General features: G+C 54.6%; 25 protein-coding genes. 24 read left to right on the top strand and 1 reads right to left on the bottom strand.

What is annotated here, in order from left to right; all coding sequences use genetic code 11:
* Positions 1 to 5 precede the first annotated feature (5 nt).
* The 9 genes from G9Q38_RS04065 (at position 6) to G9Q38_RS04105 (ending at position 8,404) form a co-directional block, all read left to right on the top strand.
* On the top strand, positions 6 to 656 hold the full coding sequence (locus G9Q38_RS04065) for an SRPBCC family protein (protein WP_166128057.1): 651 nt from the start codon (positions 6 to 8) through the stop codon (positions 654 to 656).
* Positions 657 to 730: 74 nt separating this feature from the next.
* Positions 731 to 2,521, top strand: a complete 1,791-nt coding sequence (locus G9Q38_RS04070) for a feruloyl-CoA synthase (protein WP_166128060.1) — start codon at positions 731 to 733, stop codon at positions 2,519 to 2,521.
* Between the two features lie 83 nt (positions 2,522 to 2,604).
* Positions 2,605 to 3,267, top strand: a complete 663-nt coding sequence (locus G9Q38_RS04075) for an SAM-dependent methyltransferase (RefSeq protein ID WP_166128063.1) — start codon at positions 2,605 to 2,607, stop codon at positions 3,265 to 3,267.
* A gap of 65 nt (positions 3,268 to 3,332) precedes the next feature.
* Positions 3,333 to 4,553 carry a LysR family transcriptional regulator gene (locus tag G9Q38_RS04080; RefSeq protein ID WP_166128065.1) on the top strand — a complete coding sequence of 407 codons (1,221 nt, stop codon included), beginning with the start codon at positions 3,333 to 3,335 and terminating at the stop codon, positions 4,551 to 4,553.
* A 114-nt stretch (positions 4,554 to 4,667) separates the two neighbouring features.
* Positions 4,668 to 5,414: a PIG-L deacetylase family protein gene (locus G9Q38_RS04085; RefSeq protein WP_166128068.1), complete on the top strand. Its 747-nt coding sequence runs from the start codon at positions 4,668 to 4,670 to the stop codon at positions 5,412 to 5,414.
* Complete coding sequence (locus tag G9Q38_RS04090) at positions 5,411 to 6,106, top strand: 4-carboxy-4-hydroxy-2-oxoadipate aldolase/oxaloacetate decarboxylase (protein WP_166128070.1); 696 nt, start codon at positions 5,411 to 5,413, stop codon at positions 6,104 to 6,106. The genes G9Q38_RS04085 and G9Q38_RS04090 overlap by 4 nt, the downstream gene beginning before the upstream one ends.
* Before the next feature lie 14 nt (positions 6,107 to 6,120).
* Complete coding sequence (locus G9Q38_RS04095; protein WP_205962357.1) at positions 6,121 to 7,209, top strand: 4-oxalomesaconate tautomerase; 1,089 nt, start codon at positions 6,121 to 6,123, stop codon at positions 7,207 to 7,209.
* A gap of 15 nt (positions 7,210 to 7,224) precedes the next feature.
* A complete protein-coding gene (locus G9Q38_RS04100) occupies positions 7,225 to 7,947 on the top strand; it encodes an alpha/beta fold hydrolase (RefSeq protein ID WP_166128075.1) in 723 nt (240 codons plus the stop codon).
* Positions 7,948 to 7,960: 13 nt separating this feature from the next.
* Positions 7,961 to 8,404: a nuclear transport factor 2 family protein gene (locus tag G9Q38_RS04105; protein WP_166128078.1), complete on the top strand. Its 444-nt coding sequence runs from the start codon at positions 7,961 to 7,963 to the stop codon at positions 8,402 to 8,404.
* Positions 8,405 to 8,436: 32 nt separating this feature from the next.
* Here the strand turns inward: G9Q38_RS04105 and G9Q38_RS04110 are convergent, their stop codons facing one another.
* Positions 8,437 to 8,946 carry a MarR family winged helix-turn-helix transcriptional regulator gene (locus tag G9Q38_RS04110; protein ID WP_166128082.1) on the bottom strand — a complete coding sequence of 170 codons (510 nt, stop codon included), beginning with the start codon at positions 8,944 to 8,946 and terminating at the stop codon, positions 8,437 to 8,439.
* 244 nt (positions 8,947 to 9,190) lie between these two features.
* On the opposite strand from G9Q38_RS04110, the gene G9Q38_RS04115 reads away from it, so the two are divergent.
* The 15 genes from G9Q38_RS04115 to G9Q38_RS04185 all read left to right on the top strand — a co-directional run bounded on the left by G9Q38_RS04115 (position 9,191) and on the right by G9Q38_RS04185 (position 23,946).
* The gene (locus G9Q38_RS04115) at positions 9,191 to 9,787 is read left to right on the top strand and encodes an NADPH-dependent FMN reductase (protein ID WP_114420283.1); all 597 of its coding nucleotides are present in this window, start codon (positions 9,191 to 9,193) and stop codon (positions 9,785 to 9,787) included.
* 16 nt (positions 9,788 to 9,803) lie between these two features.
* Positions 9,804 to 10,586, top strand: a complete 783-nt coding sequence (locus G9Q38_RS04120) for an alpha/beta fold hydrolase (RefSeq protein WP_166128085.1) — start codon at positions 9,804 to 9,806, stop codon at positions 10,584 to 10,586.
* Between the two features lie 2 nt (positions 10,587 to 10,588).
* On the top strand, positions 10,589 to 11,758 hold the full coding sequence (locus tag G9Q38_RS04125) for an LLM class flavin-dependent oxidoreductase (RefSeq protein WP_166128087.1): 1,170 nt from the start codon (positions 10,589 to 10,591) through the stop codon (positions 11,756 to 11,758).
* 12 nt (positions 11,759 to 11,770) lie between these two features.
* A complete protein-coding gene (locus G9Q38_RS04130; protein ID WP_166128090.1) occupies positions 11,771 to 12,655 on the top strand; it encodes a branched-chain amino acid ABC transporter permease in 885 nt (294 codons plus the stop codon).
* Positions 12,652 to 13,497: a branched-chain amino acid ABC transporter permease gene (locus tag G9Q38_RS04135; protein WP_166128091.1), complete on the top strand. Its 846-nt coding sequence runs from the start codon at positions 12,652 to 12,654 to the stop codon at positions 13,495 to 13,497. The genes G9Q38_RS04130 and G9Q38_RS04135 overlap by 4 nt, the downstream gene beginning before the upstream one ends.
* Positions 13,494 to 14,249 (top strand): ABC transporter ATP-binding protein, encoded by a 756-nt coding sequence (locus G9Q38_RS04140; RefSeq protein WP_119442473.1) that lies wholly within the window; start codon positions 13,494 to 13,496, stop codon positions 14,247 to 14,249. The genes G9Q38_RS04135 and G9Q38_RS04140 overlap by 4 nt, the downstream gene beginning before the upstream one ends.
* Complete coding sequence (locus G9Q38_RS04145; RefSeq protein ID WP_166128094.1) at positions 14,246 to 15,004, top strand: ABC transporter ATP-binding protein; 759 nt, start codon at positions 14,246 to 14,248, stop codon at positions 15,002 to 15,004. Before G9Q38_RS04140 ends, G9Q38_RS04145 begins: the two co-directional genes overlap by 4 nt.
* A gap of 44 nt (positions 15,005 to 15,048) precedes the next feature.
* Complete coding sequence (locus tag G9Q38_RS04150; RefSeq protein WP_166128097.1) at positions 15,049 to 16,212, top strand: ABC transporter substrate-binding protein; 1,164 nt, start codon at positions 15,049 to 15,051, stop codon at positions 16,210 to 16,212.
* Positions 16,213 to 16,319: 107 nt separating this feature from the next.
* Positions 16,320 to 18,395 (top strand): TonB-dependent receptor domain-containing protein, encoded by a 2,076-nt coding sequence (locus tag G9Q38_RS15345; RefSeq protein WP_305076276.1) that lies wholly within the window; start codon positions 16,320 to 16,322, stop codon positions 18,393 to 18,395.
* 60 nt (positions 18,396 to 18,455) lie between these two features.
* Positions 18,456 to 19,607, top strand: coding sequence for a DNA polymerase IV (gene dinB, locus G9Q38_RS04160; RefSeq protein ID WP_166132312.1), 1,152 nt, complete (start codon positions 18,456 to 18,458; stop codon positions 19,605 to 19,607).
* Positions 19,608 to 19,742: 135 nt separating this feature from the next.
* Positions 19,743 to 20,336 carry a MarR family winged helix-turn-helix transcriptional regulator gene (locus G9Q38_RS04165; protein WP_166128102.1) on the top strand — a complete coding sequence of 198 codons (594 nt, stop codon included), beginning with the start codon at positions 19,743 to 19,745 and terminating at the stop codon, positions 20,334 to 20,336.
* A 108-nt stretch (positions 20,337 to 20,444) separates the two neighbouring features.
* Positions 20,445 to 21,407 (top strand): amidohydrolase family protein, encoded by a 963-nt coding sequence (locus G9Q38_RS04170; RefSeq protein WP_166128104.1) that lies wholly within the window; start codon positions 20,445 to 20,447, stop codon positions 21,405 to 21,407.
* 11 nt (positions 21,408 to 21,418) lie between these two features.
* Positions 21,419 to 22,252, top strand: a complete 834-nt coding sequence (locus G9Q38_RS04175) for an alpha/beta fold hydrolase (RefSeq protein WP_166128107.1) — start codon at positions 21,419 to 21,421, stop codon at positions 22,250 to 22,252.
* 24 nt (positions 22,253 to 22,276) lie between these two features.
* Positions 22,277 to 23,320, top strand: a complete 1,044-nt coding sequence (locus tag G9Q38_RS04180) for a 2,5-dihydroxypyridine 5,6-dioxygenase NicX family protein (RefSeq protein ID WP_166128111.1) — start codon at positions 22,277 to 22,279, stop codon at positions 23,318 to 23,320.
* Positions 23,317 to 23,946 carry an N-carbamoylsarcosine amidohydrolase gene (locus tag G9Q38_RS04185; protein WP_166128112.1) on the top strand — a complete coding sequence of 210 codons (630 nt, stop codon included), beginning with the start codon at positions 23,317 to 23,319 and terminating at the stop codon, positions 23,944 to 23,946. The genes G9Q38_RS04180 and G9Q38_RS04185 overlap by 4 nt, the downstream gene beginning before the upstream one ends.
* Positions 23,947 to 23,957 lie beyond the last annotated feature (11 nt).

Below are 23,957 nucleotides of genomic sequence, written 5' to 3' on the forward strand. Positions count from 1 at the left end.
GTCGTGTGGAGTTAATTGGAAAACAAGTTATTCAACTGCCCAGGGCCCAGGTGTGGGAGGCGTTGAACGACCCTGAGGTGCTGAAGCAATGTATTCCAGGGTGCGATCAGTTCGTGGCAAGTGGCGAAAATGAGTACGACATTGTCATGACCGCAGCGGTGGGGCCGATCAAGGCCAAATTCAAGGGCAAGTTAACGTTAGGCGATATCAACCCGCCTGAGTCTTATACGCTAACGTTTGATGGATCGGGAGGTGCTGCCGGTTTTGGCAAAGGCAATGCCAGCGTTGTTTTGGGCGATTTGCCTGGGCAAACCGAACTGGAGTATTCAGTGCAGGCCAAGGTCGGGGGGCGGCTGGCCCAAGTGGGTTCACGCCTGATCGACGGCGTTGCCAAGAAAATGGCCGACGAGTTTTTCGAGCGTTTTAAACAGCGGGTTGAGCCGGAGGGAGCAGGCGAAGGTGAAGTGTTGGATGCTGCGGCGCCGGGTAGCGCGGCTCAATCCGGAGAAGAGGCCGCCTCCAAAGAACAGGCCGCGTCCAAAGAACAGGCCGGCGGTCGGACTGCGGGTGACAAACAACCTTCAATGCAGCAGCGCTGGATTTGGTATGCCATTGCCGCACTCATTATTGTATTGGTGCTCGGTTATTCCACTTAATTACGCAGCTTGTTTCACCTCGTCTGCAGCGGGATTCAGTGGCGTTGAGGAAGTCAATAGAAGATAATCTCCTTATGACCACATTCTTCGGCCCCACTGAAACCACTTGTTCGCCGCTCGATAACGGCGGTTTTGTTTTGCGTAGCACCCAACCTTTGGCTGAGTACGCACCGCGCATTACCGATTACCTGCTTGCGTGGGTCCAGAAAGCGCCTGAGCAAGCCTTTTTATCGCAACGCGATGAAGCGCAGGCTTGGCAGCATCTTACATACGAACAGGCGTTGATGCAGGCGCGGTCGGTCGGGCAGTTTTTGCTCGACAAAGGGTGCGATGCTCACAACCCATTGTTGATTTTGGCTGAAAACTCATTGGCGACGGCTTCGCTTTTGTTGGGTGCGCTTTACGTGGGGGTGCCGGTTGCACCTGTTTCGCCGGCTTATGTTTCGCAAAAAGGGGCGCACGACAAACTGAAAGTGTGCGTCGACACGTTGAAACCTCGCGTGGCTTACGTGGGGCAAACAGATTGGGTTGGGCAGTTAGTGCAAGTGTGTGATTTGCCTTTGCAGGTGATTACACCGGAAGCCGTGCCCGGCCATACCGCTTTAGATGTGGTTTTAAGTACAGGGCCCACCCACGCGGTCGTGCAGGCAAATGCCAAAGTCGGCCCTGATACTGTTGCCAAATATCTGTTTACCTCGGGTTCAACGGGGGCGCCCAAGGGGGTGAACAATACACATCGCATGTTGTGTGCCAATCAGCAGCAGTTGCGTCAAATTTTCCCCTTTGTGCTTGAGCGGCCGCCTATTTTGGTGGATTGGCTGCCCTGGCATCATACGTTTGGTGGTAATGAGGTGTTTTTTTTGGCGATGTGCAATGGTGGAACCCTGCATATTGATCAGGGCAAGCCGGTGGGGTCATTGTTCGAGCAAACCATTACCAATTTGCGCGAAATTTCACCCACCATCCACTTCAACGTGCCGTTGGCGTTTCATCAACTGGTAGTGCGTATGCGCGACGATTCCGTATTACGTGAAAGCTTCTTTCGTCGGCTTGACCTTATGTTTTATGCCGGCGCCGGCATGCCTCAACAAACGTGGTCCGACCTTGAAGCATTGGCTGAATTGGTGCGGGGGCACCGGGTGCCTATGGTAACGGCGTGGGGCGCGACAGAAACCGCGCCTTTGGCAACCGGTGTGTTTTTTGAGTCGCATCGAGCCGACAATGTGGGTATTCCGGTACCGGGTTGTGAAATCAAGTTCGCGCCTGTCGATGGGCGTTTTGAGCTTCGGGTGCGTGGGCCGAATGTGATGCCCGGTTATCTGGGGCGGTCCGATTTAACCGCACGGGTTTTCGATGAAGAGGGCTATTTTTGCAGTGGTGATGCGGCCAGCCTTGCCGATGAAAGCGAACCGTCGAAAGGCATCATTTTTGAAGGGCGTATCAGTGAGGATTTCAAGTTGCATTCAGGTACCTGGGTGTCGGTGGGGCGCTTGCGTGGTTTGCTGATGGGTGAATTATTGCCTTTGGTGTCCGATGTGGTAATTGCCGGGCAGGGGCGGGATCGCCTTGGTTTGCTGGTATTTCTGGATACGGGGGTTGCCCGGCGCCATGTGGGGCAGAATGATTTGAACTATGCTGCGCTGGCGCATCATCCCGCTATTCACGAATATGTTTGCGCCGCCATTGCGCGTCATAACGCCATGCATCCGGGCAGCGCCACTCGAATTGACTGCTACGCCATTCCAACCGATCCCCCATCTGCTGTTGCGCGTGAAATAACCGACAAAGGATCGTTGAACCAGGCGAATGTACTGTCGCATCGCACTAAAGTGGTGCAGGAAATGTTCGGGGATGAGGCAGATTGAGCCGGACGCGCCGGCAGCGCCCCGTTAGCCTGAATAGGGTTTGAGCGCCTCTTTCTGGCACGTTATTTGCTTGTATGAAAGGTATGAATACTTTCGTCCATCTTATTTCCAGCGGCGCAACCAGCATGTTCTGGTTGCGGGCACGTAACCACAATACACTTGCGCTTACCGCGTCGCGAGCCATGCGGGCACTTCAGGACAGCGACGTGTGGTTGGTAGATGCGCGGGTTCATCAAAGTGTGGTCGAGCTGGCGCCGCCGTCCGCACGCGTGATTCGGTTGGAGCCGCAAGAGAATGAGTTGCGCGGGCAAACGGTTGCGTTGGGGCAGATGCGGCGCTATCGGCGGGCGGGTTATTCTGTGGCGCGGTTGCGTACCCCAGTCAACGCGGGTGATGACACCCTGGACCCGGCGGCATTGCGATTGCCTCTCATGCCTTCGCAGGTTGGGCGCGGCGTGACGCTTGTTGCGCCGCGTGTCGATGAGCCGAGCCTTGATTGGGTCAGGTTGTCGCATAACGGCATGACCTTGGTTTGCTACATGGGCGGCTTTTGCATCACCCGTTTAAGCCAGGATTTAACGCGCATAGGCTGCTCGCCCTCTTTGCGGGTGACGGCGGTTTATTACAAAGCTTGCGCGCAGTACCGGTATGAGCACACAACATTAAGCGCATTGGTCAAAGCCGTGCAGTCGGGCGATTCGCTCAAGCCCGCAGTTGTTGTGCTTGATGGCATGATGCCTTTGTAAATGTTATTCAGGACACCAACGTTGACGGCCGTTAAAATGACCCCTTCCCAGAAAGGAGTCATTCCATGCCCGGCCTGCTGGCGCCTCATTTGCGCCGTTTTCGTTCTGTTCTAGCCGTCTGTAGAACGGGAAGCACCGCTCAGGCGGCACTGATTTTGCCGTTGTCGCAATCGGCTATTGCGCGCGCAATTCGTGAGTTGGAAGACGATTTGGCTCGCCCTTTGTTTGAGCGTGCGGCAAGGGGTATGTTGCCAACCCCGGTGGGGCGTTTGTTGTCGTATCGTGCCGAACGCGCGATGGCGCAGCTTCAGTTGGCTGAGACTGAACTAAAAGGGCATGATCAAGGTAGCGTATCGCTGACGACAAGCCGGTTTGTTCATACTGTTGGATACCGGCATCTTCAAACGTTTATTATTTTTTGTGAAACCCGCAGTGAAACGATTGCGGCGCAGCGGCTGGGGGTGAGCCAGCCGGCCGTCAACCAAACATTGCGGCAACTTTCTCATTTGCTGGGGTGCGAACTTTTCCAGCGTTCTGCACGGGGTGTTCGGTTAACCGAAAACGGCGAGGCTTTATTGCGCCGCGTGAAGTTGGCTTTGGCGGAATTTCGTCATGCCGCTGAGGATCTGGCTGCGTTCGACGGCCGGATGCAGGGGCGGATTGTCATTGGTTCTTTGCCTTTATCAGCCGGCGTATTGGTGCCGCGTGCGGTTGATCGCATGTTGGTCCGGCGGCACGATCTGAAAGTGACCATTGTTGATGGCACGTACGATGGCTTGATGTATCAGTTGCGTCATGCTGATATTGATGTCGTCGTGGGCGCTTTGCGTCCCGGCGCGCCGGGCAGTGATGTTGTGCAAACGCCGTTGTTTGAAGATACGCTGTCTGTCGTGGTGCGGCGTGGTCATCCGTTGGAAAAGCAGGCGTTGAAAACGCTGCGCGATGTAGTAGACCAGCCTTGGATAGCGCCGTTAAGCGGCACGCCTGCAAGAGAGGCGTTCGAGCGCGCATTTCGCGCAGCGGGGGTTGCCCCGCCTTCTGCCGAGCTGGAAGTAAATAGCGCCATTGTGTTGCAGGCATTGCTGCAAGACAGCAATCGGCTTGCGTTATTGTCGCGTCGCCAGATTTTTCACGGTATTTCTTCGGGTGTGTTCAGTATTCTGCCTATAGCGGTAGAGGAAACATCGCGTCAGATTGGTTTGACGATGCGTGCCGACGCGGACCCCAGTGCAAGCATTCGACTGTTTATTCAAGAACTCCAGGTATTAGCGAAAGAGCTGAGTTAATTTTTATAAGTATAAGTAAAACGCATGGCCCCGCGCGCGATGTCACTGGTCACTCCGGTTCAGTTTTGGCACACTGGCCTCGTTGCATGATTCGTATCTTTGCGAGGGGTAATAATGAGCAATTCAAATATAAATGATCAGCGTGCGGGCCTGGTGGTGAGTGCGCATTCCGCCGATTTTGTCTGGCGCTCAGCCGGCGCGATTGCGGTGCATGCCGCGCTGGGTTATCGCATGAAAGTGGTCTGCCTTTCGTTTGGTGAGCGCGGTGAGTCGGCCAAGCTGTGGCGTAAAGGCGATATGACGCTTGATAAGGTTAAAGCGGCGCGCAAGGAAGAGGCGCAACGCGCAGCCGATGTTTTGGGCGCTGAAATTGAGTTCTTTGACGTCGGGGATTATCCCATGCGCATCTCCGACGACACATTAATGCGTCTGGTCGATGTTTATCGCGAATTGCAACCGGCATTTGTGTTAAGCCATTCGGTTAAAGATCCCTACAACTTCGATCACCCTTTGGCGATGCATGTTGCACAAGAGGCGCGCGTTATTGCGCAGGCCGAAGGGCATAACCCCGGCCAGAAAGTGGTAGGTGCGCCGCCGGTTTACGCGTTTGAGCCGCATCAAACCGAGCAGTGCGAATGGGTGCCGAATACGTTTCTGGATATCACCCATGTTTGGGATAAAAAGCGCCAGGCGATCGAATGTATGGCAGGCCAAGAACATTTATGGGCTTACTACACACGGGTTGCGCAACAGCGCGGCGTGCAGGCCAAGCGTAATATAGGCATTACCGCGGCCCGAAATATCGAGTATGCGGAAGGCTATATGCGTTTAACCCCTTCAGTTGTAGGAGAACTGGCATGAAGCGAGGCGTTGTCGTTCAAAAAGTAACCCGTGCCGACCCGGCCGATATTGCACTGCTGCAAAAGGCGGGTGCTGCAACCGTACATGAAGCGCAGAGTCGTTTGGGCCTGATGGCACCTTATATGCGGCCCATTTGGCCGGGGGCCTGCATTGCCGGTTCGGCGATTACGGCTTTGGTACCGCCTGCCGATAACTGGATGCTTCACGTGGCGGTTGAGCAGTGTCAAAAAGGCGATGTTCTGGTCGTTGCAACCACGTCCGAATGCACCGACGGCTACTTCGGCGATCTTCTGGCCACCTCTTTAATGGCGCGTGGTGTGTTGGGCCTGGTGATTGACGGCGGGTGTCGCGATGTGCGCGCATTAACGGAAATGCAGTTTCCGGTATGGTCGCGTGCCATTTCGGCCCAGGGTACCGTTAAGGAAACGTTGGGCTCCGTTAATGTTCCGGTTACCTGCGCGCACCAACTGGTTAACCCAGGCGACGTTATTGTGGCCGACGATGACGGTGTGGCGGTGGTGCAAGTGGCCGACGTGCCTCAGGTTGCTCAGGCCGCTTTGGCCCGGATGGAAAAAGAAGAAAAGACGCGTCAGGTGTTGGCAACCGGGGAATTGGGCCTTGATTATTACGGCATGCGTGAACGCCTCGAGGCCAAGGGCTTGCGTTACGTTAATTCTTTGAGTGATCTGTAATTCACGGGGCGATGATGCAAACGCGTATTCCTTGTGTGCAAATGCGGGGCGGCACATCGAAAGGGGCTTATTTTCATGCGGCCGATTTACCCGATGACGCAACGGTTCGTGACGCGGTGTTATTGGCTGTCATGGGCTCGCCCGACCCGCGCCAAATCGACGGCATTGGCGGCGCAGACCCTTTAACCAGCAAGGTCGCCATTGTGTCGCCGTCAACGCGTGCCGACGCCGATGTCGATTATCTTTTTGCGCAGGTTGTCGTTAATGAGGCGCGGGTTGATTACGGGCAGAATTGCGGCAATATTCTGGCGGGTGTAGGCCCGTTCGCCATTGAAACGGGCATGGTGACGGCACAGGAAGGCATGACGCCGGTTGCCATTCATATGGTCAATACGGGGCAAATAGCGGTTGCACATGTTGCTACACCAGGTGGGCAGGTTGTTTATGAAGGTGATCAACGAATAGACGGCGTGCCGGGTACAGCGGCGTCGATTCCAATTGCATTTCGTGACACCGCGGGCTCGAGTTGCGGTGCGCTTTTCCCCACTGGCAACATGAAAGACCTTATCGACGGTGTTTCGCTTACCTGCATTGATAACGGCATGCCCATGGTGCTGATGCGGGCTCAGGATTTTGGGTGTACGGGCAACGAGACACGGGAGGCGCTGGATGCCGACACGGCACTGAAGGCGCGCATCGAGGCGATCCGCCTGAAGGTCGGCCCGATGATGAACCTGGGTGACGTGTCTGAACGGACAGTGCCGAAAATGTGTTTGGTGTCGCCGCCTGAACACGGCGGTGCCGTTAATACGCGCTGTTTCATTCCGCATCGTTGCCATGCGTCAATTGGCGTGCTGGCGGCGGTAAGCGTGGCAACAGCCGTCGCGATGCCTGGTACGGTTTGCGAGGGGGTTGGGGTGGTACCCGAAGGCGATCATATTAAGCTTGAAATTGAGCACCCCACGGGGCATATGGGAGTGGAAATTGCATTGGAACGAACGGCTGACGGCGTGCGTGTGGCACAAGCTGCCTTAATTCGTACGGCACGCTGGCTTTTCGATGGCCACGTGTGCGTGCCGCGCGGTGTTTGGGCCGGCAGCTAAGTCAAAGGATATTTAATGTCGAAAGAAACATTAGTGCTGTTGCCCGGCTTGTTGTGTGACGACGCAGTATGGGTTCATCAACGCCATGCGATGGGCCAACGCGTTGATACGGTCGTACCGAACTACGCCGAGCTGGGCTCCATTGAGGGCATGGCGAGAAAGGTGCTGGCTGAAGTGACCGCCCCTGTTTTTTCATTGGCCGGTCACTCAATGGGCGGACGGGTTGCGCTTGAGATTGTTCGTATGGCGCCCCAACGGGTGCGGCGTTTGGCGCTGCTCGACACAGGTTATGAGCCTATCGCGGCGGGGGAGGCCGGTGCGCAGGAGCGTGAAAAGCGCATGAAGTTGCTGGAGCATGCAAAAGCCCATGGCATGCGCGAAATGGGCAAGTTGTGGGCGCCCGGCATGGTGCATCCCGATCGTCTGGCGTCACCCTTGTTCAATGAAATTCTGGATATGATCGAACGCCGCACGCCGGAGCAGTTCGAAGCGCAAATTAATGCCTTGCTGGGTCGCCCCGATGCGGGGCCGGTGTTGCGCAAATTGCATTGCCCAACCGCACTTATTTGTGGCCGAGAAGATGCCTGGAGCCCCTATGCGCGGCACGAGGCGATGAGCCATATGGTGCCGACGCAGTGGGTAACGTTACACGCTGTTGAGCACTGTGGACACATGTCGACCATGGAGCAGCCCAAAGCGGTCAGTGCTCTGTTGGATATGTGGCTTTCGCGCGATTAAAAGGATGAAAGGAATGGAGCATCATCATGACGCCGATACTTTGGCGATTCATACGATTTGCAAAGATCTGGCAGTGCGCACCGCTTGCCTGGTTGATCAGCAAAATTACGAAGCCCTGGTGCAATTGTTTACACCTGATGCCTCGTTGGTTAGGCCGGGGGGCGAGCCATTGGTGGGGCGCGCGCAAATACTGGCTTCCTACCAAAGTAAGCCGAAGGAGCGCCTTACGCGTCACTTCGTTACCAATTCGGTGGTGTACGAAGCGGACCTTAATGCTGCGCGAATGACCAGTTATGTGTTGCTATGGAGTGCCGCCGCCGATTCGCCGCTTGATGCTTTTGGTAGAAAAGCCGATGCGCGCCAGGTTGCCGGCCAGTTCGACGATTACCTGGTGCGCACCGAAGAAGGTTGGCGTATCGCTCGGCGCAGCGCATCATTTCAAATGTATCGCGAGTAACTTCCAATCGTATTCCGGTGGCGCCGTCGCCTTCATTCGGGTGCATCCTTCTGGTAGTACGAGTTGTTTTCGCCCATCATTTTGCTTAACAAATAAAGCAGCGTTTTTTGTTCGTCGGGTGCAAGATTTCGCATTACATCGACTTGAATACGAGCCACATGAGGCTCTGCTTGTTTATAAAGCGCCTTGCCTTTTGGGGTCATGTAAATTTGAAGGCCCCGCTTCGATTTCGGGCTGCTGCGCCGTTCAAAATAACCTTGCGCCTCAAGGCGCCGCACCATGCCGCCAACGGTGGCTTCATCCCAGTTCAATCGGGCGGCCAGTTCGCGTTGCTCCAGCCCTTCCTGAATGCTGACCGCCAGAAAAGCCGCAAGTTGGCTGGCCGTCAGGCCCATTTTCCCCATTTCAGCGTCGAATGTGGCATTAATGAATTGGCCGCCCCGACGCAGCAAATACCCTGGCATATCGTACAGTTTGATAAACGGGTTTTGCGTCGGAGATGCGTGTTCGGCCGCATTGTGTGAAGTGTCTTTTTGTTTCATTTCTAAATCGTATCAGGACTTACCCTAGGCTTATTGACAGGTAATTTTCAGGTCTTTACCATTTAAAAAAAGCATGCTTAGTTTTAGCATGACTATACGTCATAAATTTAAGAAAAACCAGAAAACCCTATAGTAGTTTGGAGACAACCGTCTGGGTAGTGGTACTCGTAACGTCATTTTTAAAGCTCATTGGTCAGGCTGGCTTATTGGCGTGGCAAAAAGTTTGGTTTGTGAAGGATTAGGTATGAACACAGATTCCCCTTTGATTGTAGGGATTGGCGGCACGATGCGTGTCGGCTCAACGTCGGAAAAGGCCATGGCGGCTGCTCTGCGGATGGCCGAGAGTCAGGGTGCGCGCACCCTGATGCTGTCGGGTCCCGCTCTGGATATGGAAACCTTTGATCCGGCAGTGGCATCGCGATCGGAAAATGCCCAGCGTTTGGTCGAGGCCTTGCGTGCGGCCGACGGCATTATTTTGTCGTCGCCCAGCTACCACGGGTCGATTTCCGGCCATTTGAAAAACGCGCTTGATTACACCGAAGACATGCGCGCCGATGAGCGTCCGTACTTCGACAATCGCGCGGTGGGCTGCATTGTGTGCGCCGATGGCGCGCAAGCCATGGGTTCAACCCTGTCAACGCTGCGGTCGATCGTGCATGCGCTGCGTGGCTGGCCCACACCTTACGCCGCCGTGATTAATTCCAGCCTGAAGCCGTTTGAGGCCGATGGCAGTATCAAGAATCCCGACGTGGCCGCCCAGCTGAATATCATGGCCGGCCAGGTTGTTGAGTTTGCCCGCCGCGCGCGCCTTGCCGCCAGCGTCGAGGCGTCCGTTAATTAGAACAGGAGTCAGCAATATGGCGTTTGAAGAATCTTTTATTACCGTTGATGGTTGCCGAACCCGCATTCGGCGGGGTGGCAAAGGCCAAACGGTGTTGTATTTGCATGGGGCCAACGGCGCACCCATGATTCAGCCTTTCATGGAAGTGCTGGCGCAAGACTACGATTTAATCGTTCCCGAGCATCCCGGCTTTGGCATGTCGGATGAGCCCGAGTGGCTCGATAACATGCAAGACTTGGCGTACTTTTATCTCGATCTACTCGACCATATGAAACTCGACAGCGTGCACGTGGTGGGCAGCTCGATGGGTGGCTGGCTTGGTATGGAGATGGGTATTCGTGAGCCAGGTCGTATCAAGTCGCTGACTTTAGTGGGTACGGCGGGTGTACGTGTTCCGGGTATTTTGCCAGGTGATATTTTTCTTTGGGATGCTGAAACGGCAGCCCGTAATACTTTCTTTAATCAAGACATTGCGCAGAAAGTGCTGTCGATGGCGCCCGACACCGAGGAAGCGCAAGACATCATGCTTAAGAACCGTGAAACGGTGGCAAGGCTGGCGTGGCAGCCGCGTCTGTATGACCTGAATTTGCCTAAGTGGCTGCGTCGTATTCAGGCGCCGGTGAAACTCATTTGGGGCGAGCAAGACAAAATTATGCCGTTAGCGGTAGGCGAGGCACTGCAGCCACAGTTGCCGAACGCGACGCTGCAAGTTTTCAAAAACTGTGGGCATTTACCTCAGGTTGAGTTTCCCGATGAGTTCAGCGCGTCTGTTAAGCAATTTATTGAAGGGGTTAAATAGTCATGAATGTCACTCTTTTCCATTTGATGTCGTATGCCGACCTGGACTTTGAGGCCACGAAGGAATATGAAACCGTTTGGATGAAACTGCCAAACAAGTTCTATGACCCAGTAAAAGGTCACAAACTGTACAACCGTTATCTCGATGAGCTGGAGTATGCAGAAACATTGGGTTTCGACGGCGTGGCGGTCAATGAGCATCACCAAACCGCGTATGGCTTAATGCCTTCCCCGGTGGTCATGGCGTCGGCCCTGGCGCGTCGCACGCAGCGCGTAAAAATTGCTATTTTGGGTAGTGCTTTGCCTTTGCGCGAACACCCCATGACGGTGGCTGAAGAATACGCCATGCTCGACGTCATTACCGGCGGGCGGTTAATTGCCGGTTTTGTGCGTGGCATTGGTGCCGAATACCATACCTTCGGTTTGAACCCAACCATTTCCCACGAACGTTTCCACGAAGCGCACGACCTGATCGTGCAAGCCTGGACACAACCCGGCCCCACCTCCTTCAGCGGCAAGCATTACAACGTGGACTACGTGAACTTGTGGCCACGCCCGTTCCAAAACCCGCATCCACCAATCTGGGTGCCTTCCCAGGGCAGTAAAGAAACCATCGATTGGGCTGCACATCCCGATCACCGGTATACCTATTTGCAAACGTTCAGCCCTGCCAAAGCGGTGCAAAAATATTTGCAGTCATATCGCGACACAGCCGAGCAGTTTGGCTACGAAGCAGACGATAGCCAGTTGGGCTGGGCGGTACCTGTTTATGTGGCAGACACCGACGAGCAGGCCATTAACGAGGCGCGCGAGCCGTTTGAATTGTTCCGCAATCGTTTATTGAAAATGCCATTCGAGATGCTGCTTCCGCCCGGGTATAGCTCGCGGGATTCTCTTAAGCGCATCATGGCGGCCAAGGCGATGTTGTCGCAAGACCTGACCATTGAAGTGGCCATTGACATGGGCATGCTTGTTTGCGGTAGCCCGACTACTGTGCGCCAGCAGCTTGAGTCGCATTGGAACGAAATGCACTTCGGTAATTTGCTGACGATGCTGCATTTTGGAAATTTGTCGGAAGAGCTTACACGTCGCAACATGGACATGTTTGCCAAGGAAATTTTGCCGGGCTTGCAAACCATGAAGCGCGCGGCTCCGGCTCAGGCCTCTGCATAAAGGAGGCAATCAATGTTGCTAGGCCAGATACTGAACGGATTGGTTAGCGGTGCCATGTATGCGCTGGTAGCCATCGGGTTCACGCTTATTGTCGGTGTCCTCGACAAGCTTAATTTCACTCACCCGGAAGTGTTCATGCTGGGTGGTTTCATCGGGCTGGTCTCCTTGACTTACCTGCCATTGGAGTGGGCGTTTATTTTCGCTTTTCTTATCGGCGGTTTGCTTGGTTTGTTTACCGAGTTCGTGGCATTCCGGCGTTTTCAAAGTGCCGATTCACGTATCACGGCGGCATTAAGTTCACTGGCGCTTGGCCTGGTTTTCATTGATCTTGTGCATAAGTTCTGGGGGAACGAGAATGTTCCTCTTCCCCCACAAACAGGCTGGCTGACGGAAACCTTTGAAATAGCGGGCGTCAGGTTCCTGAACCTGCAATTAATGGTGCTGGGGGTCACGTTGGCCCTGATGATTGGGTTGCATTTCCTGATTCATCATATGAAGATCGGTCGTCAGATTCGAGCGGTGGCGGAGGCGCCCACGTCAGCGACCTTGCTCGGCGTTAATGTGTTGCGTGTCAAGCAGGCGGTGTTTTTCATCTCGTCAGCATTGGCCGCTATTGCAGGGTTGTTGCTCGCTTTGCGCAGTGACGCCGTCGGGTCGGAAATTGGCCTGACTTTCGGTTTGAAGGCTATGGCCATCATGGCGATCGGCGGTATGGGTGATTTGCGAGGTGCCGTTCTGGCTGCTTTGCTCATTGGCGTGATTGAGGCGCTGATGTTCTATTTCGGCTGGGGCCGCCTGGGTGAAATGACGGTTTGGCTGGCGATGATTCTAATTCTTCTGCTGCGCCCCGCGGGCTTGTTCGCGGGCGGGCTACATTCCAGGGAGCAGCGGGTTTGATAAGCGATTACCTTATTATCACAGGCATTAATGTATTGCTGGCCTGGAGTGTTTATATCGTTCTGTTAACGGGTAGCCTGTCGTTCGCGCAAGGCGCGTTCATGGCGATTGGCTGCTATGCCGCCAGTTACCTCACTACGGAAATGGGGCTGTCGTTCTGGCCGGCCACGCTCATTGCGGCGGGGATCACCGCGATTATCGCCGGGGTCATCGGCTTTCCGGCATTAAGGTTGCGGGGTATTTATCTTATTCTGGCCACTTTGGGTATTACCTTTTGTGTACGGGTACTGCTTGAAAATCTGGAGTTCCTGGGTGGAATCGGGGGCATGAGCGGCATGCTGGGTACCGACTTGTTCGCTGTGGTGATTGCTGTTGTGGTTGTCGGGCTTTTGCTCGCGGTGGTTTCTTTTAGTCCGCTGCAGAGGGTGTTTGATGCGGTTCGTGAAGACGAGCGTGTTGCCGCCTCTATGGGCATTAATGTTACGGCGGTTCGCCTGATCGGGTTTGCAGCCGGTGCGGCGGTAGCGGCTGTCGGCGGGTCCTTGTATGGTCATTACCTGACGTTTGTACGGCCCGAGAATTTCGACGTTCTGTTGGCCATTTACGTGGTGTTGTATGTGGTGTTGGGCGGCGTGAACAATATGATCGGCCCGTTTGTAGGTGCCGTTGTTATGACCTTGCTGCCGGAATACTTTCGTGTACTGGCTGAATGGCGTCCAACGGTGTTTGGTTTGGCGGTACTGCTGATGTTGCTTGTGCGCCCCGACGGCTTGCTGTCTTTCCGTTTTCCCACCTTGCGTGCCGGGAAAACTTCAAACGCTATTGAAAGGAAAGCAGCATGAGCGGAAAAGTGATTTTGGATATTACCGATCTGCAAAAGTCCTTTGGCGGCATTCGTGCACTTGACGGCATTAGCCTGCAGGTATTCGAAGGTGAAATTCTTGGTTTGATTGGCCCCAACGGTGCGGGTAAGACGGCACTGTTGAATACGATTACCGGTTTCTATCGCCCTACGGCGGGCAGCATTCGTTTTCAGGGTCATGAAATCAGTACTTTGCCGCTTTATGAAATCGGGCGCCGCGGGGTGGGGCGCACGTTTCAGAATATTCGTTTATTCAAGCGCATGACGGTATTGGAGAACGTGATGGTGGCGGACAAGCGCCACGCAACATCGCCCTTACGCTCTTTGTGGAACTTTGCCGGGCGGGCCAAGGCCCGCGCTGAAGCAATGGCGCTGCTGGATATGATGCAATTAACCGATAAGGCTGATGATCTGGCGGCTTCGTTGTCGTATGGTGATTCGCGTCGCCTTGAAATAGCACGTGCACTTGCAGGTAAACCGGCACTCATGCTGCTGGACGAACCTGCAGCCGGCATGAACGATGCCGAAACAGAGCAACTGGTTGAGGACATTCATCGTATTCGAAGCCGAGTAGGCGCGATGGTCTTGATTGAACACGACATGAGCCTGATTCGTAGTTTGTCCGACCGCGCGGTTGCGATGGATTATGGCCGAAAGATAGCGGAAGGCGACGTGCATGCGGTTTTGGAGCACCCGGAAGTGCGCCGCGCGTATTTGGGAGACGACGAATGAGCCGGATTCTTGAAGTGAATGACCTGCATGTGTCATATGGCCCCATTAAGGCCTTGCGCGGGGTTAGCTTGCATGTCTCAGAGGGTGAAACGGTATCGATTGTGGGGGCCAATGGGGCGGGTAAGTCGACTTTAATGCGGGCGCTGTCCGGCATTTTGCCCATTGCGGCGGGTCAGGCGACGTTCCTTGAGCAGGATATTCGAGCCGTCAAGGCCCACCAGTTGGCGCGCTTGGGCATGCTTCATGTGCCTGAGGGACGCGGAACCATGCAGGGGATGGTGGTCGAGGAAAACCTGCGCCTGGCGTGGGAAATTCGCCCCAGCGACACTCCGTTCGAAACGGCGGCGGAAGAGGTGTATGCACGCTTTCCGCGGCTGGGCGAGCGGCGCAAACAGTTAGCCGGTGGATTGTCAGGGGGGGAGCAGCAAATGCTGGCCATTGGCCGGGCGCTGATCAATCGGCCGCGGTTATTGCTGGTTGATGAGCCCTCTATGGGCTTGTCTCCTTTGTTCTCCAAAGAAGTATTCAAAGTTTTGGCCGAGCTTCGCGACTCGGGCATGACGATCTTGCTGGTCGAACAGAACGTTCGCAGCGCGCTGGATCTCGCGCATCGGGCGTATGTTCTGAACCAGGGGGTGTTCCTAACCTCTGGTAATGCGGCAGAGTTGGCTAAAGATCCAGCGATCATGGCCAGTTTCTTGGGGCATGGCAAGATCAAGCAGTCGGCATCGCCGACTGCCCAAGCAACGCAGTAAACAAGTGTTTCATCAGTCCTTTAATAATCACGGAGACAAATATTATGAAAAAATGGCGTTTTGCAATGTTGCTGGCCGCAGCGCTGGCATTGCCGTTCGGCGCTTCGGCTGCCGACAAACCCCCCATCAAATTGGGTACGTTGTTACCGCAAACCGGCCCGCTGGGCGCTTATGGGAAATCGCAGCAGTTAGCGATTGAACTGGCTGTTGAAGACGTTAATAAGGCGGGTGGCGTAAACGGCAGCATGATCGACATGCAGTTTGCCGACACCCAAATGGATCCAGGCCAGGCGGTATTGATGTTCCGCCAATTCGCTAACGACGGCGTTTTTGCGGTTATCGGTCCCATGACCGGCACCCAGTGGGAAACAGTCAGCCCATTGGCCAACCGCATGGGCGTGCCGGCTTTAACGTCTACCGCCGCCAAGCCGGGTATTACCATTCGTCCCTGGACAATCCGCCTGCAACCGCCTGATGATTTATTCATTGCAGACGGCTTTGAGGACTTCCTGCGTATTTATCCGGACACAAAGCGCATCGTTATTGTGGCCGATGTGCGTGAGGCATCGGGCAAAGCAGGCGCAGATGCTTATGCGGCGTTGGCCAAAAAGCATGGTGTGGAATTGATCGAATTGGTTGAGTTCTCCACCCGTGCAACCGATCTTTCACCGGTCGCGATTAAAGTGAAAAGCCTGAATCCGGACGCCATTATGGTGTCGGCGTTGGGGCATAACGCGTTGCAGTTGGCCAAGGAGTTCAATGTGCAAGGCATTGAAGCGCCTGTTCTGGGTAATTCGCTGATTTGGCCCGGTCCCTTTGTTTACACGGTGGGTGATAACGGTAAAAACTGGCACTCGATGGGTTTCACCACGGTGAACAGTTCAACCGGCGACAACGAACTGAACAAGGCTTATGTTGAACGTTTCCTTGAGCGTGCCGACGATACCATGGGAGACCCGGCCAATACCGCCAACTGGAGCTTGAGTTACGATGCCGTGCTACTTTATGCAGACATCATGCGTAAAAACAATATCGACGGCAATACACCGGCCGATAAGGCGCGTGAACTGATTAAAGACGCGTTTGTTGATTTGAAAACGTTCTCCGGCATTCAGAAGTATGAGTTCCAGGAATCGGGTGATGCCTATATTCCGGGTCGTGTACTGAAAATCAATCCAGAAACAAAAATGTGGCAGTTTGCCGACTAAATAAGCGGCAGTAAGTTGCTTGATCCGCCCCGGGAGTGACCCTCACCGGGGTTTTTCTTCGTCATTAAAAGTTATGTTATAACATTGCAAAATTAATGGAGAGGAAAGTGAAGAAAATTTGGGTCAGCAGTTTGAATGCCGGTGTAGGTTTGGTTGCGGCTTGTTATGGTGTTGGCGTTGCAGCAGTGGAGCCGCCTGTGTCGGAGCCGAAGCAATTAGAAAAGATTGTCATTAAAGCCAACCCGTTGAGAACAGAAGCCAATAACGCCGCGGTACCGGTATCGGTGTTGTCTGGTGAGCGTTTGCTGTTAAGCGATCAAACAACTTTGGGTGTGGCGCTTGAGGGGTTGCCCGGTGTACGCGCCGATACCTTTGGGGCAGGTGCGAGTCGCCCAATTATTCGCGGACAAACAGCGCCGCGTGTAGTGGTGTTGCAAGATGGTTCGGATGTGATGGATGCTTCCGGCATCTCCCCGGATCACGCTATCTCTGTCGACCCGATGCTGGCCGATCGAATTGAGGTCATTCGGGGTCCGGGAGCCTTGCTATATAGCGCAGGTGCGATTGGCGGTGTGGTGAATGTGGTTGATGGCCGGATACCGGATGCGGTGCCTGTTGCCGGCGTTGAAGGGTTTGCCAATTTGCGGGGCGCGTCCGGTGCCCGCGAGCGAGCAGGTGCGGTGGGTGTCACGGCAGGAGAAGGAAATTTCGCTATTCGGTTGGAGGGCGCTACACGGCATGCCGATGATTACAGGGTGCCTGATTGGTCGACATCGCGTTTGCCCGGATCATTTGCCCGGAGCACAACAGGCAGTATCGGCGCCAGTTGGTTTCACGATAACGGCTATACCGGGTTGTCGTTCAGCCAGATGAACAGTCGTTACGGGTTACCAGGCCATGACCATGGCTATGACGATTGCCACCCTCACGACTTAGCCTTGCATTGCGGTGGGCATGATGATCATGACGAGGACCATGAGGAAGACGGGCACGACGATCACGACCATGAAGGTTCAGATGACAGCGATACACCGGTTACGCGGTTAAAGTCGCAACGGTTTGATGCTCGCGGCGAATACAGCAACCCGTTACCCGGGTTAACGCGGCTGAGCTGGCGTGCCGGATTTGCAAAATACCGACACGACGAAATGGAGCATGACGAGATTGCCAGCACGTTCAAAAACCGGGCGTACGATTTGCGTCTTGAGTTGGCACATGCTCCGATCGCCGGATGGGAAGGGGTGTTCGCATTGCAAAATGGTCAAAGTCGTTTCGATACCTCCGGGCCTGAGCGATTTTTACCGAGCACGCGTACAAAAACGTGGGGCGTGGCGTTGCTCGAGACTTATCGTTTAAACGATTGGCGTTTTGAGGTTGGGATGCGGCACGATTGGCAGTCGATTCGTCCGGACTCCACCCAGCCGGCTTATCAGGGGCGGGCGTTGTCGGGGTCGGCCGCCGCGATATGGGAATTTGCGCCTGCGTATTCTCTGGCATTGCAGTTCTCCCGGGCGGAACGCATGCCGGGCGCCCAGGAGCTTTATGCCGATGGTGTCCACTTGGCCACGAATACATATGAAATAGGGCAGTCGGACTTAGGCACCGAAAAATCAACCGGCGTGGATCTGACGTTAAGAAAGACCGAGGGTGATTTCACTTTTGAAGCCAGCGTATTTTATAACCGCGTGAACGATTATATTTATGCTCAAACGTTGGACCGTTATGAGGACTTTCGCTTAATTCGCTATGCGCAGCAGGACGCGCAGTTCGTGGGTCTTGAGCTCGATATGAATTACCAGGTGAATCGGACTATTTCCGTAGGCGTTTTCGGTGACGTGACACGAGGGCGTTTAACGAATGGCGGCGGGGATCTACCGCGCATTCCTGCCGCGCGTCTGGGTGGCCGGATTAATGCGCAATGGCAGGACTGGCGGGCAAACCTTGAGGTGATCAGGGTTTTGCGTCAGAGTCGGATAGCCGCATACGAAAGTGCGACACCGGGGTATACCATGCTTAACGCCGGTGTTGCATATGATTTCGAGGCGCAAGGGGCTGATGCGCAAGTTTATTTGCAAGGGCGCAACCTTTTAAACCGTTTGGCGTTTAACCACAGTTCTTATCTCGCACAGGTGGCGCCGTTACCCGGTCGCAGTATTATGTTAGGCGTACGCGTGGACTATTAAAATGTCGAGATGCCGCCACCCCCTCTTTCCTACAACGATACTCATTCGGATAACCAGCCGATTCACGGCGTGGCTCGACGTGTCGCGCATCTTGATATGGACGCGTTTTATGCGTCGGTTGAGCTACTGAAGTACCCGGAGCTGAAGGGGCAGGCGGTGGTGATTGGGGGCCGTAATACGCCGGCCCCGGCTGAACGCGCCGATGGTCGTCGTGTGTTCGGGCGTTTGCGTCAGTATGTGGGGCGCGGCGTCGTGACTACGTCTACCTACGAGGCGCGGGCGTTGGGTGTGTTTTCCGCCATGGGCATGATGAAAGCGGCGCAATTGGCCCCCGACGCCTATTTGCTGCCTGCCGATTTCAATGCCTATCGAGATTATTCGCGCCGGTTCAAGGCAGCGGTTGCCGCCATTGCCCCTTGTATTGAAGATAGGGGCATTGACGAAATCTATATTGATTTGACGCCGCTCGAAGAGCCGTCGAACGTCATCGGGCGGCGGCTGAAAGCGGCTGTGTTCGAGGCAACCGGTCTGACTTGTTCTATTGCGATTTCACCCAATAAGCTCTTGTCGAAAATCGGTTCCGAATTGGAGAAACCGGATGGCCTGACCATTCTGACCCACGACGACATTCCGGCGCGAATCTGGCCGCTGTCGGTTGGGAAAATTAATGGAATCGGTCCAAAAGCCACGCAGAAATTGCAATCTTTAGGTATTGAAACGATTGCCCAATTGGCTACGGCCGATGCCGGTATGTTGCAAACACACTTTGGTCGAACTTATGCCTATTGGCTATTGCAGGTGGCGCAAGGGCGTGATGAGCGTGAAGTTGTAACGCATTCCGAGCCCAAATCAGTTAGCCGGGAAACTACCTTCGATCGGGACTTGCACGTAGTGCACGACCGCACGCACTTGTCGACCATCTTTTTCAAGTTATGTGAAAAAGTGGGTGAGGACTTGAAACGAAAAGGCGTGAGGGGGCGAACAGTAGGCGTCAAACTGCGCTTTGAAGATTTCCGGACCGTCACTCGCGATTATTCGCTCGACCTCGAAACGGATGACGTTCAGCTCATTCATTTTGCCGCCCGACAGTGTTTAAAGCGCATTGAGTTTTCGGCCCGCGTGCGTTTGCTGGGCGTGCGGGTGAGTTCTCTTGCGCCGGCTTTGCAAAATGGGGTGAACGAACCCACTTTGGTCCAATTACCGCTTTACTAGCGCTATTGCTATTGTTTTTGGAATTGGCAGGGAAATGAGCAGGCGGATAGTGAAGTTGTATCAATCGTGAAAATACCGATGCAAATCATTCAATTGCTCTGTATACTGAGTAAAAACACGAGAGACTAAAGCATTATGAGACAGAGTTATTCAGCCGTGCCGAACAACGATTCAGTTTCGGATATAGAACAGAAAAAAAAGCAACATCCTGACAACGTCGGTTCAACGATTAAGAAGGAACCTTTGCCCGACGACATTACGCCCGACGTATTCAGCCAACAGGGGCTTTGGTCGCGCCCGGGGTTCTTGGTGCGCCGGTTGAATCAAATTCATTATGCAATGTTCTTCGAGGAATGCAAAGAGGGGAATATCACCCCGGTTCAATATGGGATTCTGACTGTGTTGTCGCGCAACCCGTGGCTGGATCAAACCGCAATTGGCTATGAGTTGGGGCTTGATCGCACCACGTCCGCCGATGTGATCAAACGGCTGGAGGAGAAAGGTCTGGTCGAGCGGCGCGTGAATCCTACCGATAAACGCTCACGTCAGGCCAATATCACGCCTGAAGGGCTGGCGCTCATGGAGTCGCTGAAAGACGGTATGGCGAGATCGCAGCAACGCCTCATCGAGCCCCTGTCGCCGGCCGATCGCAAGACATTCATGACCTTGCTGGCTGAAGTGGTGGAGGCAAACAATCAACATGGCCGGGCGGCGTTGAAGTCTGTTTGACCTCTGTCTGAATCGTTAACTAAGGGTTTACGCCATAGGAGCGAGATGATTTTGTCAGTATACTGACATTAACTTTACATTATCGCTTTAGGCAAGAGGAGAGTTGTTGTGAGCCGAATTCGTAAAATTGCGTTGGAAGAGCACTTTTCAGGTGTGGGTTTTGGCGATTATTCAAAAGCGTTTGTCAGCCTGATCGACCCTGCCGTGGCGGCCGACTTAACGCGTCGCCTTACCGATTTCGACGAAATTCGTTTAAAGGAAATGGACGCGGCCGGAATCGATTATGTGATTCTTTCGCAAACGGGCCCTGGGGTGCAGGCCGAGAAAGACACGGCGGCCGCTATTGCCCGTGCAAAGGAAAATAATGATTTCCTGGCGGAGCAGATTGCGCGGCACCCCACGCGTTTTGGCGGTTTTGCGCATTTGCCCATGCAAGACCCCAAAGCGGCGGCCGACGAACTCGAGCGTGCGGTGAATGTGTTGGGTTTCAAGGGGGCGCTGGTGAACGGCCACACCCATGGCGTGTATTACGATGACCCGGCGTTTGACGTGTTTTGGGAACGCATGCAGGCACTGGATGTGCCCTTGTATCTGCACCCTTTCAATATGTTCGATACCCCGCACATGTTCACCAAACACCCTGAATTGATGGGCGCCACTTGGGGCTGGGGGGTGGAAACCGGTACGCATGCATTGCGCCTGCTGTTCGGCGGTGTGTTTGATCGCTTCCCGAAATTGAAGTTGATTCTGGGGCATATGGGCGAAGGGCTGCCGTTTTTACGCTGGCGTTTCGACAGCCGTTTTGCTGTGTATCCGCAGGGCGTTACGCTGGAGCGCAAGCCGTCCGAATACTTCGGCTCCAACATCGTCATCACGACATCGGGCGTATGTTCACATCCTTCTTTAATGGGTGCCATTGGCGAAATGGGCGCAGAAGGTGTTATGTTTTCGGTAGATTACCCTTATGAAGAAACTGCGGTGGCCGCCGAGTTTATCGAAACGGCACCGATGGATGAAAAAACACGTGCGCTGGTTTGCCATGGCAATGCCGAGCGCCTGTTCAAGCTTTAAACGGAGATAGTATGAGTGCGTTTTTGTATGGGGCCAATGTTCACGCTAACGGTATTCGTCAGCATTACCTGCGTTATGGGGGCAATGAAGGCGAGCGGGCCGGGCGTGATGCGGTTGTCATTGTTCCCGGCATTACCAGCCCGGCTATTACATGGGGCTTTGTCGCAGAACGGTTTGGCCAACATTTCGACACTTACGTGCTCGATGTTCGCGGCCGTGGGTTGTCGGAAGCTTCCGATACGCTCGATTACAGTCTGGATGCGCAGGCGGCTGATGTTATTGAGTTCGCCAAAGCGCTGGGGTTGAAGCGTTACAGCATTGTGGGCCACTCAATGGGTGGCCGCATCGGCGTACGCGCAGCGCGTTCAGAACCGGAAGGGTTGACGCGTCTGGTCATGGTCGACCCCCCCGTTTCAGGCCCTGGGCGTCGCGAGTATCCGTCGAAGTTGCCCTGGTATGTCGATTCCATGGCGCTGGCGCGCAAGGGTTGTAGTGCTGAAGAAATGCGTGCTTTTTGTCCTACCTGGACACAAGAGCAATTACAGTTGCGCGCCGAGTGGCTCCATACTTGCGACGAACGCGCTATCATCACCAGCTTCGAAGATTTCCACAAAGACGACGTTCACGCCGATATGCCCAAGGTTAAAGTGCCCACCATGCTTATGGTGGCCGAAAGGGGCGACGTCATTCGTGAAGAAGACATTGAAGAAATCAAGACATTGATCCCGGGTGTCGCTATTTCCCACGTGAATGACGCGGGCCATATGATTCCCTGGGACAACGAAGAAGGCTTTTATGAGGCTTTCGGCGATTTCCTGGGTGCCCCGCTAACCCGTCGCGCCTAATTCCGCTATTTTCAGGAGTTCATCATGCCTGTAAGTGATTATCAACTTGTTTCCGCCTGGCAGGAAGTGCTGCGTTTGTCCAAGCTCGAGGCGGGCCAAACTGTAACGATTCTGACCAGTACCGCTACGCACCCCCAGAATTTGCGGTGTGCCGCAATTGCGGTGCAATCCCTGGGGGCGGTTATGAACCGGCTGGATCTGCCGCCGGTCAATGCCGAGAAAGCGCTTAGTCGTGATCCGCTGGCCTATCTGGGGACCACGCCACTTACGGGTAACAAGGCCGCGATTGCCTGCCTGAAAGAAAGCGATTTGGTACTAGACCTTATGACGCTCTTGTTTTCGCCGGAGCAAATCGACATTCTGAAAAGTGGCACGAAAATTCTGTTGGCGGTTGAGCCGCCTGAAGTTTTGGTGCGCACGGTACCTACCGAAGCCGACCGCAAGCGCGTGAAAACGGCGGCGGCACGTATTGAGGCTGCCAAGGAAATGACGGTGGTGTCGGACGCGGGCACCGACCTGCGCTGCCCCATAGGTGAATTCCCGGCTACTGCAGAATATGCTTTTGTAGATGAAGCCGGCCGCTGGGATCACTGGCCAAGCGGTTTTGCCTTTACCTTCCCCAACGAAGGTCAGGCCACAGGCCGTATTGTGATCGACAAGGGCGATATTCTATTGCCGCAGAAAAGCTATACGACCGACCAGATTGTTCTAACGGTTGAGAACGGCTATGCCACCAAGATTGAAGGTGGTGTCGATGCCGAGCTGCTGCGTGAATATATGGCTTCCTTCAACGATCCTGAGGGCTATGCCATCTCCCATATTGGCTGGGGTTTGCAACCGCGCTGTTATTGGTCAACCCTGGGCTTGTACGACAAAGAACAAACCATCGGCATGGATGCGCGTGCCTATGAGGGCAACTTCCTGTTCTCGTTAGGGCCGAACAACGAAGGTGGTGGAAGCCGCACAACGGCTTGCCATATTGATATTCCTTTGCGCAATTGCACCGTGTCGCTCGACGGTGAAGAGGTGGTGCGTAACGGCAAAGTGCTGGATGGTGGTGTTAAATGACCCAAGGTAATGATGTTCAAACCTATGCCAAGCAAGGGTTCGGGAATCAGTTCGAACTGAAGGCTCCTGTGGGCCTGCTGATTATCGATTTTGTGAATGGTTTTGCCGACCCCGAGGTATTTGGGGGCGGCAATATTAAAGAAGCCATTCAGAACACTGTTCCTTTGTTGGCTGAGGCACGCAAGCGTGGCTGGCCGGTTGCGCATACGCGTATTGTCTTTGCCGACGACGGCGCGGATAACAATATTTTCTCGTTGAAAGTGCCCAGTATGCTGGGCCTGAAGGAAGACCACCCCAACAGCGCCATTGTGTCTGAGCTGGCACCGGCGGAAGGCGAATACGTAGTGCGCAAAACGGTTCCGTCGGCGTTCTTCGGCACCTCGCTGGCTGCTTGGTTGGCGATGCGTGGTGTGCAAACGTTGGTGGTGGCCGGTGCGGTAACCAGTGGTTGCGTGCGTGCCAGTGTCGTCGACGCCATGCAGTGGGGCTTTCGCCCGCTGGTGTTGTCTGATTGCGTGGGTGACCGCGCCATGGGGCCGCACGACGCAAACATGTTCGACATGGAACAAAAATACGCCACCGTGATGACACGCGATGAAGCGTTAAAGGCCTTGGAAGGGCTGTAAGTATTGCCTGC

Source organism: Pusillimonas sp. DMV24BSW_D (assembly GCF_011388195.1).
In the GTDB taxonomy this organism is placed as follows: Bacteria; Pseudomonadota; Gammaproteobacteria; order Burkholderiales; family Burkholderiaceae_B; genus Neopusillimonas; species Neopusillimonas aestuarii.